Source organism: Nocardia sp. NPDC051981, assembly GCF_040680715.1.
GTDB lineage: Bacteria > Actinomycetota > Actinomycetes > Mycobacteriales > Mycobacteriaceae > Nocardia.
Window position 1 is genome coordinate 83162 of record NZ_JBFAXK010000028.1, and the last position, 14303, is coordinate 97464.

A 14303-nucleotide genomic window follows, 5' to 3' on the forward strand; every position below is an offset into this window, starting at 1 on the left:
TTCTCCTGGAGAGTCTGGAACAGTTATGAGCGGTCTGACGGCGGAGTAGGGAGGCGGTAGCGATGACGGGCGGTGAGGGCAATCGGCCCGCGCGGGCGCGCATGACCGGCACTCAGCGCCGCCAGCAGCTCATCGAGATCGGCCGGGCGCTGTTCGCGGAGCGGGGGTACGACGCCACCTCGATCGAGGAGATCGCGGCGCGGGCCCAGGTGTCGAAACCGGTGGTGTACGAGCACTTCGGCGGCAAGGAGGGGCTCTACGCCGTGGTGGTCGACCGGGAGATGTCGACGCTGCTGGAGATGATTACCTCCTCGCTCACCCAGAATCGTTCGCGGGTGCGGCTGGAGCAGGTGGCGCTGGCGTTGCTCACCTATATGGAGGAGCGCACCGACGGTTTCCGGATCCTCATGCGGGATCAGCCGGTGTCGGCCGCGGAGGGCACCTACTCGAGTCTGCTGAACGAGGCCGTGAATCAGGTGGCGCACATTCTGGCCGGGGATTTCGAGCGGCGCGGGCTGGATCCGACGCTGGCGACGCTGTACGGGCAGGCCCTGGTGGGAATGGTTGCGACGGCGGCGACCTGGTGGCTGGACGAGCGCCAGCCATCCAAGGAAGTGGTGGCCGCGCACCTGGTGAACCTGTGCTGGAACGGCCTCACTCATTTGGAGGCGGAACCCCAGCTGGCGTCGGAATGGCCGAGCGGCAAGGGGTTATAGAACCCGGCGGTTTGAATTCAGGTCTGATATGTCTGTCCTAGCGGGGCAGAACTGGACAGTTAACCAGCGAATTGCGAAGGAGGACGGGTCGAATGCTCGAATCGACTGGCAGCACGCAGCCGGGTGGTACGGTTCACCCATCCTTCGAGTGCTGTTCGAACTGTGATGTCGGTCAACTTCGGGATATCGGTCTACTTCAGGATGGCTGGTTTGATGACAGGCGGCTCTGATGGCTAGGCAGGCGCGTGCGGAGATCACTCGCGATTCCGTGCTCGCGGGCGCGGCCGATGTCTTTCTGCGACTGGGCTACGCGAACGCGTCCCTGTCCGAGATCATCGCGCAGTCGAATGTGACCAAGGGCGCGTTGTACTTTCACTTCGGATCCAAGGAAGAACTGGCGCGCGCGGTCGTCGATCAGGGCAACGAGCGACTGGTCAGCGCATGCCAGGGATTCTTCGATCCGCGGGTGCCGGCGCTGGAGGCGTGCATCGGGATCACCTATGTGGTCGCCGACCTCACCATGAACGATCCGATGGTGGGCGCGATGCTCAAACTGACCCACCAGATCGGCGACTACCGCGGCGCGACCGGCGACAATATCGCCAAGACCTGGGGTGAGACGCACCGTTTGCTCGCCGAACGCGCGATCACCCAGGGGGATCTCAAACCCGACCTGGATCCCGACACCATCGGCATGCTGCTGCAGGAGATAACCAGCGGCGTCCATATCGTCGCGGTCAGCACCGAGTCCATCGATCAGATGGCGACTCGTATGGAGCGGGCCTGGTACTTCCTGCTGCCGAGCATCGTGCCCGAGGAGAAGGTCGCCTACTTCCGCGAATTCGCGGCTCGGCGCCTGCGCCGCTACGTGCAGTGAGACCGAGCACGGTGCAGTCAGACTCTGCACGGTGCAGTGTGGTGAGCACCGTGCGGTGCGTGTGAGCACATAGCGGGCAGTGTTGCGGTGCTGCGGGTTTCGCGAATCGGCTACTAGAGCCCCGCCTGCCACTTGGTGAGCGCCTTGGTGAACAGGCGGTTGGCCTCGTCGGCGTGGTAGTCGTTGACGTTGGCGTTGTAGTCGAAGTACCAGATCTTCCCGCCCGACCGGCAGACATAGTGCAGGCCGCGGGCCTGGCCGCCGCCGGCCGCCGTGGCGTCCATCTGGTAGCCGATGATCTCGTCGCCCACCGCCGGAATGTTCGAGATCTTCGTGTACACGATCTGCATGCCGTCGTAGATCACTGTCGGGCAGTTGTCGGAGGCGTCCTTCTCCTCGTCGAATTCGCTCTTGATCTCGGCGGGGGTGCGGAACGCGACCGTCGTCGTCACCGACGCCCCGCCGTAGCCGCCCTTCTGGCCGAAGGCGGAGGTGGCCTTCGCCGCCGGTTTGGTCGCGGGCGGGGCGGCCTCCTTCTTCAGCTTCGCGGTGCAGTCCGGAGTCTCACCCGAGACCCTGGCCTCATCGGTGCCGTCGTTGGTCTGCTGTTCCTTCTTGGTGTCCTCGGTCCACCCGACCGGCAGGTCGTCGACGGCCAGCACCATCGCCGCCGGATCGCTCGTGCCCGCTCCAGTTTTCGTGGTGGCGGCCGCGCTCGACGTCTCCGGGGACTGGGCCTGCGTGCCGCCCGAATCATCCGACCGCGTCGCCACCACGGCGATCACCGCACTCACGACCAGCACCGCGACTCCGGCCAGCGCCACCAGGATCATCCGATTCCTGTTGCGTCCCACCGGTTGTGTGACCACTGGCGCTTGTGCGCCGAACTGACCCGGTGCGGCGAAGGGCTGCTGCTGCGCGAATTGTCCTTGCGGCATACCGAACTGGCCCTGCGGGGCACCGAACTGTGCCTGCGGAGAACCGAACTGCGGATCGAAGCCCGGTCCCTGCGGCGAACCGAACCCTGGTGGCGGGAACCCCGGCTGCGGAACATCGTGACCCGGCCCCGGGGCGAAGTTCTGGGGCTGTCCGAGCTGCTGCTGTGGTTGCCCGAATTGCTGCTGCGATGGGAACTGGCGCTGTGGCGGAAACTGCGTCTGAGCGGGTTGCCCGTGCCACTGCTGGGTGGGTGCCCACTGGCTGTCCGACTGCGATGGATTGCTGTGGTGATCCGGTTGCCCGCCGGAGGGTGACGCGGGTGGCGGTGTGGTCATGCTGTCCCCTGGACCCGGGCGTTCTGGTCGCAGCGGGTCGAGCCCCGGACTTCCTCCCCGCGGGGACCATTGTTATCACAGGGCCCCGACGCCGGTAGGTCGGCGAAATCGGCGGCAGCGCCCGGGACGGGCTACTCGCCCTCGAGTTTTCGCCGGCCGCCCGCGCGGTTGTTGGCGATGATCTGCCGGAACATGGCGAGAAGGGCTGGAGCATTGAGGGTTTCGCCCTCCGCCACGGCGATCATGCGGGCGGTCTTGTTGTCGTGACCACCGGTGATGATGCCCTCGGGATCGGGCACGATGGCCGCGTCGTAGAGGAAGACGTCGACGGCCTTCTTGGTGGCGAGCAGCGCGCAGATATTGCCGTCGAGCACGAAGTAGGGCCGGACCGTGCGTTTGATGGTCTCCTCGACCGCCGGGTCGGCCGCGTGCACGAGGTCGCGGACCTGGCAGCAGATGGCCTGTTGCCAGCCGGGCAGGGCGTCGATGTAGGCGTCCACCCGCGGATCGCTCGCATGGGACATTCCGCCATCCAAGCACGGCCGGGGCGCCCGGGGGCCGAGAAGCGTCTGCGTGGTGAAGCTGTCACAGCGGGTGACTAGACTCAGTTGGCTGTCTGAAACGCTGATCTGCGCCGAGGAGTCTGCCCCATGACCACCCAACGTCCACCTCTGGCGGGACTGGCTGCGGTGGCCGGTGCCGATGCCGCGCTGGAGCAGGTCGCGAGCCTGATCGGCCGGAAGTCGGCGATGCTGGTCGCGCCGTCGGCGGTGCGGCCGTTCGTGGCGTCGACGATTGCCGGGCACCGCCCGCTGCTGGTGGTGACGGCCACCGGGCGGGAGGCCGACGATCTGGCCGTCGAGCTGACGGAGATGCTGGGGGACACGGTCGCACTGTTCCCGTCCTGGGAGACGCTGCCGCACGAGCGGCTCTCGCCGGGCGCGGACACCGTGGGCCGGCGGCTGCAGGTGCTGCGCCGGCTGGCGCATCCGGAGGACCCGGGGTTCGCGGGTCCGCTGCGGGTGGTGGTCACCACGGTGCGCTCGCTCATGCAGCCGATGGCGGCGGGGCTCGGGGAGATCGAACCCATCGTGCTGCGCCGCGGCGCCGAGTTCGACTTCGACCAATTGCTCACGCGGCTGGTGGAATTCGCCTACGAGCGGGTCGACATGGTCGGCAAGCGCGGCGAGTTCGCGGTGCGCGGCGGTATTCTGGACGTCTTCCCGCCGACCGCGGATCATCCGGTGCGCGTGGAGTTCTGGGGCGACGAGGTCTCCGAGGTGCGCGCCTTCTCGGTGCAGGACCAGCGCTCGATCCACGAGGTGCCGATCGATCTGGTGGTCGCGCCGCCGTGCCGGGAACTGCTGCTCACCGACGCCCTGCGGGAACGCGCCGCCCAGGTGGCCGCCGAGAATCCGGCCGATGCCGCGCTGGTGGAGATGCTGGAGAAGATCTCCCAGGGCGTCCCGGTGGAGGGCATGGAGGCGCTGCTGCCGGTGCTGCAGCCCGGTGAGCTGCAACTGCTGGTGGACGCGCTGCCAGCGGAAACCCATGTGCTGCTGTGCGATCCGGAGAAGGTCCGCACCCGCGCCGCCGACCTGGTGCGCACCGGGCAGGAGTTCCTGGAGGCGTCGTGGACGGCGGCCTCCTTCGGCGGGGCCGCCCCGCTGGGCGCGCACGGGCTGGATCTGGCCGCCTCCGGCTACCGGGGGCTGGATGTGGTGCACGCCGATGCCGAGCGGCGCGGCCTGCCCTGGTGGACGCTGAGCCCGCTGGCCGCCGACGATCCGAAGGAGATCGCGCTGCCGGTGCTGGCCGCCGCCTCGGCGCGCGGTTCGGAGGAGCTGGTCGCCACCATCTTCGCCTCGCTGCGCGCGCATGTCGCGACCGGTGGTCGCGCGGTCATCGTGGTGGCCGGACACGGTACGGCGCAACGCATTCTGGAGCGGCTCGCCGATGCCGAGGTGCCCGCGGCGGCGCTGGAGGCCGGTGCCGAGCCGGTGCGCGGACTGGTCGGCGTGCTGTGCGGGTCGCTGCACGACGGCGTGGTGTTCGACGACGCCAAGCTGGTGGTGATCGCGGAATCCGACCTCACCGGCAACCGGGTCACCGCGCCCGGTGAGGGCAAGAAGCTGCCCGCGCGGCGGCGCAACCAGGTCGATCCGCTGGCGCTGACCGCCGGCGACATGGTGGTGCACGACCAGCACGGCATCGGCCGCTTCGTGGAGATGATCGAGCGGACCGTCGGCGGCGCGCGCCGCGAGTACCTGGTCATCGAGTACGCGCCCAGCAAGCGCGGCCAGCCGGGGGACCGGTTGTTCGTGCCGATGGACTCGCTGGATCAGCTGTCGCGCTATGTCGGCGGCGAGATGCCCTCGCTGTCCAAACTGGGCGGTTCCGACTGGGCCAATACGAAGCGCAAGGCGCGCAAGGCGGTTCGCGAGATCGCCACCGAGCTGGTGCAGCTCTATGCCGCCCGGCAGGCCGCGCCCGGCCACGCTTTCGGCGCGGACACGCCGTGGCAGCAGGAGATGGAGGACGCCTTCGCGTTCACCGAGACCGTCGATCAGCTCTCGGCCATCGCCGAGGTGAAGTCGGATATGGAGAAGGCGGTCCCGATGGACCGCGTCATCTGCGGTGACGTCGGCTACGGCAAGACCGAGATCGCGGTGCGCGCGGCCTTCAAGGCGGTGCAGGACGGCAAGCAGGTGGCCGTGCTGGTGCCGACCACGCTGCTGGCGCAACAGCATCTGCAGACCTTCACCGAGCGGATGGCCGGTTTCCCGGTGGTGGTGAAGGGCCTGTCCCGCTTCACCGATGCGGCCGAATCGCGGGAAATCCTGGAGGGCATGACCACCAAGGATGTCGACATCGTGGTGGGCACCCATCGTCTGCTGCAGACCGGGGTGCGCTGGAAGGACCTGGGCCTGGTCGTCATCGACGAGGAGCAGCGGTTCGGCGTCGAGCACAAGGAGCACATCAAGGCGCTGCGCACCCACGTGGACGTCCTGACCATGTCCGCCACGCCGATTCCGCGCACGCTGGAGATGTCGCTCGCCGGCATTCGCGAGATGTCGACCATCCTGACCCCGCCGGAGGAGCGGCATCCGGTGCTCACCTATGTGGGCGGCTACAACGACAAGCAGGTGGCCGCGGCCATCCGCCGTGAGCTGCTGCGCGACGGCCAGGTGTTCTACGTGCACAATCGGGTGTCGTCGATCGACAAGGCGGCCAAGCGGATTCGCGACCTGGTGCCGGAGGCGCGCGTGGTGGTCGCGCACGGGCAGATGAACGAGGACATGCTCGAGAAGACCGTGCAGGGCTTCTGGGAGCGAGAATTCGATGTGCTGGTGTGCACCACCATCATCGAGACCGGTCTCGACATCTCCAATGCCAATACCCTGATCGTGGAACGCGCCGACGCCCTGGGCCTTTCGCAGCTGCACCAGCTGCGCGGGCGGGTCGGCCGCTCGCGGGAACGCGGCTACGCCTACTTCCTGTACCCGCCGGAGAAGCCGCTCACCGAGACCGCCTATGACCGGCTCGCGACCATCTCGCAGAACTCGGATCTGGGCGCCGGCATGGCGGTGGCCATGAAGGACCTCGAGATTCGCGGCGCCGGCAATGTGCTGGGCGCCGAGCAGTCCGGCCATGTCGCGGGCGTCGGCTTCGACCTGTACGTGCGCCTGGTCGGCGAGGCGGTGGAGGCCTACCGGGCCGCCGCCGACGGCCGCCCGATCTCGGTGGACGAGGAGGTCAAGGAGGTCCGCATCGACCTGCCGGTGGACGCCCACATTCCGCCCGACTACATCGCCTCCGACCGCCTGCGCCTGGAGGCGTACCGCAAACTCGCCGCCGCCCAGGACGATTCGGCGCTCTCGGCCGTGGTGGAGGAGCTGGTGGACCGCTATGGCCCGCTCCCCGTGGAGGTCGGCCGCCTGGTCTCGGTCGCCAAGCTGCGCCTGCTGGCGCGCGAGTACGCCATCGCCGAGATCGGTGTCACCGGAACCACTCTGAAGGTGTCGCCGCTGCAGCTCCCGGACTCCAAGCAGCTGCGGCTGAAGCGGCTGTACCCCAACGCCACCTACCGCCCGGCGACCGGCATCGTCCAGCTGCCGCTGCCGCGCGTCGAGGACAGCGTCGGCGCGGCCCGCGTCCGTGACGTGCAGCTGCTCCAGTTCGTCGCGGACCTGCTGCTCGCCCTGGACGGAAAGGCCCCGGGCGCAGTGGATGTCAAGGTCGCGGCCGAGGTGCTGGCTCCCCGATGAGTTGTCCGACCAACGCAATCCCGCCACGGGCGTCCGCAGGGTGGGCCGTCTCGCCGACGGCTTCGTGCGTCCGGCCCGCGGCTGCGGTGGCGTGATGAGTACCGGGAACGGCGCGGGAGCGGAGTCGGCCCGGCCGGGCGAGTCGGTCCGGCGGGCCTCGGAACGGCCCAGCGCGGGATGCAGTTTCGGGCGTGGCGAGGCGGGGCGGGAGGCGATGGCGGCCGAATCCGCGGCGGATACCGCGCGCATGATCGCGGCGCTGGGCGAGGCGGTCGAGGTGATGGACCGGCTGTGGAACTTCGGCGGGTGGGAGGTGACGCAGACGCATGATTCGCTGCGGCCGTACCTGTTGGAGGAGACGTACGAACTCCTGGACGCCATTCAGGCCGAAGACGCGGAGACCATCAAGGAGGAGCTGGGGGATCTGCTGCTGCAGGTGCTGTTCCACTCCCGGATCGCCGAGGCCGCAGGGGAATTCACCGTGGCGGACGTAGCCGCGGCCCTGGTGTCCAAGCTGGTGCACCGCAGTCCGCATCTGATCGGTGAGCACGGCCCCGGCGAATACGGCATCGATCCGGCCGCGGCGGTCGCCGACAAGATCGCGGCCCAGGAAAAGGCTTGGGAGGAGCGCAAATCCGCCGAGAAGGCGCGGCGCTCCTGCCTGGACGGCATTGCCATGGCGCAGCCCGCGCTGGCCCTGGCGGAGAAGGTTCGCTCGCGAGGCATCAAGGCGGGTTTACCCGAGGAGCTGATTCCCGGCGCTCTGCGTGTCGTGGAGCTCGGCGGGCCGGACAGTGCCGAAGAGCGGTTGCGCAAGGCCACTCTCGCGTTCGCCACCGCCATCCGCGCCGCCGAGGATGCCGCGGAAATCGACCGGGGCGAGCGGCGCGCGCTGGCCGCCGCGGACTGGTACCGGTACTGGCCGCGCGGCTGATCGGGATCCGGCACCGCGGACGGATCGGGCGTCGCGGTCGGGATGCCGGGCGATAACGGCGGTGTTGCCTTCGGCTCGTTTCGGCTAGCGTCAGAGGGGTGCATGCTTCGGGGCGCGAGTCGATAACCGAGTACTACCCGCCACGAACGGGTGCGATCATCGCGCTGGTCTTCTTCCTATTGATGACCGCGCTACCCGGTTTCGTGGTGTTCGACGGCAGTGAGCAGCTGGTCATGCGGGTGCTCGGCGGATTGGCCATGGCGTTGTTCGGTTTCGGGGTGTACGCCATGCTCGAGGATCTGCTCCGCCCGCAGCCGACCCTGCTGGTCACCGACCAGGGCTTCACCTATCGCGGGTTTCCGCATGTGGCGTGGGCGGAGGTGGAGCGGGTGCGGCTGGGCATCGGGCGGCTGCGCAAGGGCGGTCGCGCGGAGATGTTCGCCGAGGTGGTGCTGCGCGATCCGGCCGAATTCCGTGACCGCGTACAGGCACTCGGCGATGTGACCATGCGCCGCAATCCGGACCGCCGGCTGTTCATCGTGGCCGAGCGGTTGCCGGTGCCGGTGCCGATGGTGGTGGACGTGATGCGGGAGCATCATCCCGGTCTGTCGGTGCGTGCCGTCGAGGACGCGCCCGCCGACGCGCCGCCGGCCGCGCCCCGCTCACCCGATCGCGACATGGTGGAGAGCGCGCTCGTGAGCGCCCTCACCGAAGCGCTCCCCGTCGGCTGGAATCTCGCGGTCCTGTGGTTCTCCCTGGTCGGCGACGACGGCCACGCCGGCATCCAGCTGGAACTGACCGACCCCGACGCCGATCACACCGACGAGCTCCAGCCCTCCGAGGAGATCCTCACCCTCCTCAACCGGCTCAAGGAAGTCTGCTACGACCAGATGACCGGCACCTGGCTCAGCGGCCAGGTCGTCCTCCGCGCCGCCTCCACCAAGGCCGAATTCACCCTGTCCTTCAAGGAAATTCCCGACTGGCTCCCCATCCCCGAACCCGACGAATGCCGCCGCGAACTCGCCACCTACCCCCGCGCCGGCGACGAAATCCCCACCTGGCTCCGCCAGCGCATCTCCTGACCGCGCGGACCGCTCAGGGCCGGACGTTCTCGACCATGTCGGTGATCACCGAATAGGTGCTCAATACGTTGCTCTCGATCGGCGCGTGGTCGGGCCAGTCGTGTGCCGCCCGAAACGCATCCGACTCCAGGTACCCGATATATGCGGCCTCATCGGCGAATTCGAGCATCGACACGTAGCCGCGCCCGACCTCCCGGGCGCGCATCAGCCGCGCCCCCACCAGCCCTGGCACCGCCGACAGCGTCCCCCGCATGCTCGCCCCGAAGTTCCGTTCGAACACTTCTCGATCCGCGTCCGCCACGAACAACTCATTGACGACGACAAACATGACTACTCCTCGCCAAGATCGCTCCTATTCGGGTTCGAACAATTCGGCGCGCAGCCGGGGGTAGGGATCGACAATGGTGCGAGGAACGTTCTCGCGCAGACTCATTCGCAGCTCGAGTAGCCTCTCACCCGCCACATAGTGCCGGGCGCGTGTCTCGCCTCGGGCGGCCAGCAGTCCGATATCGGTGAGCGCCTTCAGATCCCGGGACCCGGTGCGCTCGTCGATATCAGCTCGGGTGAGGTAGCCGTGACGGCGGATTCGGAAGCCGATCAGGGCGTCGTAGAGGATGTCGGTTACCCGATCCGGAAGCTTCTGAGCCGCAACTAGATCGTCGAGACGCGACCATGCTTCGGCGGTGCGCCGCATGCGGCCCTCGACGGTCTGCGCCTGGATGTCATGCGCGCGCAGGTTGAACCGAACCCACAGACGGGCGTCGCGGCGGGGACTCCAACTGCCCGCGCCCGTTTTGGCGAGGACCCTGTAGTAGTCCTCGGTATTCACCCCGAGCCATTCCTCGATGCTGCAGAAGGTCGGCTCGGCCAGGCCGCCGCGCGATACCACGAGCGTCTGTAGCGCCCGTGCCATACGCCCGTTCCCGTCCCGGAAGGGGTGAATCATTACCAGATTCAAATGTGCCATTGCCCCGGCGATGATCGGATCAGCCTCCGTGGCAAGGGTTTCTGCGAGCTCACTCATCAATCCCGGCACTGTTGCCGATCCGGGGCCTTCGTAAACGGTGTCGCCGTTGTCTTTCCGCACGTAGATCGGCCCGGTGCGATATTGGCCCGGACTCTTGCCGAGATCGTGGCCTAGCATCATGTAGTGCAGGGCTTTGAGCGCCGATTCGTCGATCGCAGTGTTGCCCTGGGCCATGGTGAGGACGTAACCCAGTGCCTGCCGATAACCCCGAATTTCGGCGAAGGTTCGTTCGTCGGCGGTGAGTGCCTCTTCGTAGTCCACTGCGGCTGCCGCATCGTCTGTATTGACGACATAGCCCTCGATGCTGTTCGAGCCTTGGATGGCGCGGGCCATGAGGTTGCGACGCAACAGCCCAGGCCACCGCTTGGGTACTCGCATCGCGGATGCCAGGGTGTCCCGCCGCTGGTAGATGCCGGCCAACACGGTCGTGTCGACGTCATCCATTTCGGGTGTGGAGTAGAGCATGGCTGTCCTCCATGTCCTGTTGTCTTGAATCTTAGGACACAAGTCTGGCTCGTGTCCTAAAACTTAGGACATCAGGACAGGGATCTGTCTGCGGGTTCAGTCTTCGGCGAGGTACCGTTCGACGGTTTCGACCTTGGCTTTCATGGCATCGGTGACGCCCGGGCGGATGTCGGCTTTCAGGACGAGGCTGCAGCGTGGGGCGACTGCCATGACCGCGTCGGTGGCCTGCTTGACGACGGCCATGACCTCGTCCCATTCACCCTCGATGGTGGTGAACATGGCATTGGTCTCGTTGGGGAGGCCGCTGGCGCGGACGATCCGGACCGCTTCGGCGACGGCGCGGCCGACGTTCTCGCCGACGCCGAGCGGGGTCACGGAGAAGGCGATGATCACACGTTCACGCCGTAGTCGCGGGCGATGCCGGCCAGGCCGGAGGCGTAGCCCTGGCCGATGGCGCGGAACTTCCACTCAGGGCCGTGGCGGTAGAGCTCGCCGAAGACCATGGCGGTTTCGGTGGAGGCGTCCTCGGTGAGGTCGAAGCGCGCCAGTTCGGAACTGGTCACGGCGTCGATCACGCGGATGTAGGCGTTGCGGACCTGGCCGAAGGACTGGCGGCGGACGTCGGCCTCGTGGATGGAGACCGGGAAGAAGATATTGGTGATGGTCGGCGGCATGGCGGCCAGGTCGACATTGATCACCTCGTCGTCACCGTCGCCCGCGCCGGTGAGGTTGTCGCCGGTGTGCTCGATGGTGCCCTCGGGGGAGCGCAGGTTGTTGTAGAAGATGAAGTGCGCGTCGGAGAGCACGCGCTGATTGGATCCGCAAGCCAGTGCGCTGGCGTCCAGGTCGTAATCGGCGCCGGTGGTGGTGCGCACGTCCCAGCCCAGCGCCACCGCGACCTTGGTCAGGTTGGGGGCCTGTTTGGACAGCGAAACGTTTCCGCCCTTGGCCAAGCTGACAGACACACGGACTCCTTCGATACTCAGTTGCGGTCGGCCGCCATCGCTTTGAGCGTCGCGACTCGTTTCTCCAGATAGCGTAGTTCGCTGTCGTCGAGGACGGTGCGCTGAATTCCCGTGGCGACCGAGAATGCTGATTGCCGGTGGTCGTCGATCACCTCGACGGTCAATTCCACCGCCACATAGTCGTCCGCGTCCGGCATGGGATCGGCGATCACGGTGGCGGTGCCGCGGGCGCACAGCGCCACATCGCCGCCGCCCAGAATCAGCAGCGCGATCTCGGGACGTTCCCGCAGCCGCGCCAGCGAGCCGCGATCGAACTTGAGGCTGAGCAGGATTCGGCGATCACCGGCGCGCACCGGCCAGGAGACCGGGATGGCGTGCGGTGCCGGATCGGTGGTGACGAGGACCGCAATGGTGTCCTGCGGCCATTCGGGCAGGGCGTCCAGTTCGGGGTGGTCGGTCGGATGTGCTGTCGGCTCGGTGTCGTCCGGCTCCGTCACTGTCGAGGGCTCCTGACGTTCCCGCGCTTCGGCTACCATCCCCGTCACCTCACCATCGGCTCCACACAGCGAGCTGGACTGTGCTGCCGCAAGTGTATGCCGTTGCCGCGCTGGCCCGCTGGCGTCCGATCGGGACCCGCGGCGTGCCGGTTCCGCGAGGTTCGTCCGTTACGACTGTGAAAACACCGCCGGACCTGCGTGGAAACAGATTGACGAGAAGCGATAACGGTTGCATCATTCGTTACAGTCCCTCGACTGAACGAGGTCATGCGAGTAACCGGCCGATGACCGCCCGGTGAATATCGTCCGCCCATCCGGGTGTCGACGAACGCAGCAGCTTTTCCCAAACCGGCGCGGCAGGCGCCATGTGAACGAGTGAGGTGAGTGCGAATGGGATTCCGGCCGTATCAGCGACGACCGTGGAATACACCTCGCACCGCCCTGTCCGCTCCGTTCTTCTGACTGCCCAACAGGTTTCACGACGCTGCCGGTACCGGGTCCGCCCGGCGTCCGGTCGCGCCGGTGCGGGGCTGCAGATGTGAGGTGAACAGCGCGAAGAGAGCGGAGATGGTGATGGCGGATCTGGGTTCGGGGCAGCAGCCGGAAATGGTGGAGATGGTGGGGCGCGCGACCGCGGCGAATCTGGTGGTATCGGATGCGGTCATCGACGATCTGCGTTACCTGCGTGGCGAACTGGCCGCCGCGGACGTGCCGTTCGTGCTGGTGCGCGACGCCGACCATCGGCTGGTACTGGCCGTGGACAGCGGTCATCGGTCGGCCCTGAGACGGGTGCTGGGCGCCGCGATGGTCGCGGGCTTCTCCTGCAACGAGAAGCCGCACAATGTCTTCCGCCTCGGTCGCGACCTGGACCCGGCCCATCACGTGGAGCTCGAGCTGTGGGAGTACCACGGCGACACCGTCGAGTGCCCGCGCCCGAATGCCCTGACCCGCATGGTCTTCGACGTCGCCGACGTGGAACCCGCCACCGTGCTGCTCTACGACGCCAGCTGGCCCACCCTGGCGGGGATGTTCACCCCCAACCCGACCGATGTCGGCTTCGACATCGATCTGGTCTTCTCGTGGGTGGACGGCACCGACCCCGAATTCCGCGCCCGCCGTGCCGGAATGATGGCGCAGGTGGTGGTCGGCGAGGGCGACGAGGCGGACGCCCGCATCCGCCAGATCGACGAACTGCGCTACGCCCTGCGCTCGGTGCACAAGAACGCGCCGTGGATCCGCCGCATCTTCATCGCCACCGATTCCCGGATTCCGGACTGGCTGGCCGACGACCCGAAGGTCACCATTGTCCGTGCGGTGGACCACTTCTCCGACATCAGCGACCTGCCGGTGTTCAATTCCCATGCGATCGAATGCCAACTGCAGCACATCGAGGGCTTGTCGGAGCACTTCCTCTACTCCAACGACGACATGTTCTTCGCCCGCCCCGTGCGCCCGTCCATGTTCTTCACTCCCGCGGGCATCAGCCGCTATATTGAAGCGGGCACCCGAATCGGCCCGGGCGCCAACAACGAACGCCGCAGCGGTTTCGAGAACGCGGCCCGCGTCAACCGCGCCCTGCTGACCCAGCGTTTCGGCCATGTCATCACCCGCCACCTGGAGCACACGCCGGTTCCCTTGCGTCGCAGTGTGCTCGTGGAAATGGAGCAGGTCTTCGCCGAGGATTTCGCGCGTACCCGAGCCAGCCGCTTCCGCGCCGCCACCGATATCTCGGTGACGAATTCCCTGTACCACTACTACGCCCTGCTCACGGGCCGCGCGGTCCCGCAGGAGGCCGCCAAGATGCGCTATGTGGACACCACCATGTACACGGGCCTGGCCCTGCTCGATGGCCTGGCCAAACGCCGCAACGTGGATTTCTTCTGCCTCAATGACGGCAGTTTCCCGGAGGTCCCGGAGGCCGAACGGGTCCGCGCCGTCTCGGAATTCCTGGAAACCTACTTCCCGGATCCGGCCCCCTGGGAAAAGCCGGATGCCACCGTCGGCACCATGACGGCCTTCGAGTCCGGCGCGGCCTGACCCGTCCTGCGCAACGACTGTCAACCGTCCGGTGGGGGCTGCCGGACCGGGCCCGGGTTCGGCGCGCACTCACGCGGCGAACCCGGGCAGTCGCTCAGAGTGCGTACGGATTGAAGGTGTGAGCACCTTTGCAGGGGGATTCCACGTTCCAACAATGGCGC

14 protein-coding genes are annotated in these 14303 nt (G+C 67.3%); 7 read left to right on the forward strand and 7 right to left on the reverse strand.

The genetic code is table 11. From position 1 onward, the window contains the following. The first annotated feature begins 101 nt into the window (after positions 1-101). Positions 102-716 carry a TetR/AcrR family transcriptional regulator gene (locus tag AB0L60_RS34685; RefSeq protein ID WP_354836545.1) on the forward strand — a complete coding sequence of 205 codons (615 nt, stop codon included), beginning with the start codon at positions 102-104 and terminating at the stop codon, positions 714-716. Positions 717-945: 229 nt separating this feature from the next. Continuing rightward, entirely contained in the window at positions 946-1593 is a 648-nt protein-coding gene (locus AB0L60_RS34690; RefSeq protein ID WP_364623060.1) for a TetR/AcrR family transcriptional regulator, read from the forward strand. A gap of 113 nt (positions 1594-1706) precedes the next feature. On the opposite strand, the gene AB0L60_RS34695 is transcribed toward AB0L60_RS34690, so the two are convergent. Continuing rightward, on the reverse strand, positions 1707-2447 hold the full coding sequence (locus AB0L60_RS34695; protein WP_364623063.1) for a hypothetical protein: 741 nt from the start codon (positions 2445-2447) through the stop codon (positions 1707-1709). Positions 2448-2468: 21 nt separating this feature from the next. On the opposite strand from AB0L60_RS34695, the gene AB0L60_RS34700 reads away from it, so the two are divergent. Beyond that, the gene (locus tag AB0L60_RS34700) at positions 2469-2846 is read left to right on the forward strand and encodes a hypothetical protein (RefSeq protein WP_364623066.1); all 378 of its coding nucleotides are present in this window, start codon (positions 2469-2471) and stop codon (positions 2844-2846) included. A gap of 152 nt (positions 2847-2998) precedes the next feature. Here the strand turns inward: AB0L60_RS34700 and AB0L60_RS34705 are convergent, their stop codons facing one another. Beyond that, a complete protein-coding gene (locus AB0L60_RS34705) occupies positions 2999-3391 on the reverse strand; it encodes a DUF1801 domain-containing protein (protein ID WP_364623068.1) in 393 nt (130 codons plus the stop codon). A 126-nt stretch (positions 3392-3517) separates the two neighbouring features. Between AB0L60_RS34705 and mfd the strand changes: the two genes are divergently transcribed. From mfd to AB0L60_RS34720, 3 genes are all read left to right on the forward strand, one after another. Further along, on the forward strand, positions 3518-7135 hold the full coding sequence (mfd, locus tag AB0L60_RS34710; protein ID WP_364623071.1) for a transcription-repair coupling factor: 3618 nt from the start codon (positions 3518-3520) through the stop codon (positions 7133-7135). Between the two features lie 214 nt (positions 7136-7349). Continuing rightward, positions 7350-8069 (forward strand): MazG family protein, encoded by a 720-nt coding sequence (locus AB0L60_RS34715; RefSeq protein ID WP_364623165.1) that lies wholly within the window; start codon positions 7350-7352, stop codon positions 8067-8069. A gap of 98 nt (positions 8070-8167) precedes the next feature. Further along, complete coding sequence (locus AB0L60_RS34720; RefSeq protein WP_364623074.1) at positions 8168-9151, forward strand: hypothetical protein; 984 nt, start codon at positions 8168-8170, stop codon at positions 9149-9151. Positions 9152-9164: 13 nt separating this feature from the next. On the opposite strand, the gene AB0L60_RS34725 is transcribed toward AB0L60_RS34720, so the two are convergent. From AB0L60_RS34725 to AB0L60_RS34745, 5 genes are all read right to left on the reverse strand, one after another. After that, positions 9165-9479, reverse strand: coding sequence for an antibiotic biosynthesis monooxygenase (locus tag AB0L60_RS34725; protein WP_364623077.1), 315 nt, complete (start codon positions 9477-9479; stop codon positions 9165-9167). A 24-nt stretch (positions 9480-9503) separates the two neighbouring features. Beyond that, a complete protein-coding gene (locus AB0L60_RS34730) occupies positions 9504-10511 on the reverse strand; it encodes a Fic family protein (RefSeq protein ID WP_364623080.1) in 1008 nt (335 codons plus the stop codon). Between the two features lie 228 nt (positions 10512-10739). Next, on the reverse strand, positions 10740-11036 hold the full coding sequence (locus AB0L60_RS34735; RefSeq protein ID WP_364623083.1) for an MTH1187 family thiamine-binding protein: 297 nt from the start codon (positions 11034-11036) through the stop codon (positions 10740-10742). Then, complete coding sequence (locus AB0L60_RS34740) at positions 11033-11608, reverse strand: TerD family protein (RefSeq protein WP_354833161.1); 576 nt, start codon at positions 11606-11608, stop codon at positions 11033-11035. The genes AB0L60_RS34735 and AB0L60_RS34740 overlap by 4 nt, the downstream gene beginning before the upstream one ends. Positions 11609-11625: 17 nt before the next feature. Then, positions 11626-12105, reverse strand: coding sequence for a hypothetical protein (locus tag AB0L60_RS34745; RefSeq protein WP_364623088.1), 480 nt, complete (start codon positions 12103-12105; stop codon positions 11626-11628). A 606-nt stretch (positions 12106-12711) separates the two neighbouring features. Between AB0L60_RS34745 and AB0L60_RS34750 the strand changes: the two genes are divergently transcribed. Next, positions 12712-14142, forward strand: a complete 1431-nt coding sequence (locus AB0L60_RS34750; RefSeq protein ID WP_364623168.1) for a stealth family protein — start codon at positions 12712-12714, stop codon at positions 14140-14142. The last annotated feature ends 161 nt before the right edge of the window (positions 14143-14303 follow it).

What these genes read in the sequence shown, in the direction of transcription:
- AB0L60_RS34730 (WP_364623080.1), bottom strand. Translation starts at nt 10,511, where the DNA reads ATGGCCCGCGCCATCCAAGGCTCGAACAGCATCGAGGGCTATGTCGTC.
- AB0L60_RS34705 (WP_364623068.1), bottom strand. Translation starts at nt 3,391, where the DNA reads ATGTCCCATGCGAGCGATCCGCGGGTGGACGCCTACATCGACGCCCTG.
- AB0L60_RS34750 (WP_364623168.1), top strand. Translation starts at nt 12,712, where the DNA reads ATGGTGGAGATGGTGGGGCGCGCGACCGCGGCGAATCTGGTGGTATCG.
- AB0L60_RS34725 (WP_364623077.1), bottom strand. Translation starts at nt 9,479, where the DNA reads ATGTTTGTCGTCGTCAATGAGTTGTTCGTGGCGGACGCGGATCGAGAA.
- AB0L60_RS34685 (WP_354836545.1), top strand. Translation starts at nt 102, where the DNA reads ATGACCGGCACTCAGCGCCGCCAGCAGCTCATCGAGATCGGCCGGGCG.
- AB0L60_RS34690 (WP_364623060.1), top strand. Translation starts at nt 946, where the DNA reads ATGGCTAGGCAGGCGCGTGCGGAGATCACTCGCGATTCCGTGCTCGCG.
- AB0L60_RS34715 (WP_364623165.1), top strand. Translation starts at nt 7,350, where the DNA reads ATGGCGGCCGAATCCGCGGCGGATACCGCGCGCATGATCGCGGCGCTG.
- mfd (WP_364623071.1), top strand. Translation starts at nt 3,518, where the DNA reads ATGACCACCCAACGTCCACCTCTGGCGGGACTGGCTGCGGTGGCCGGT.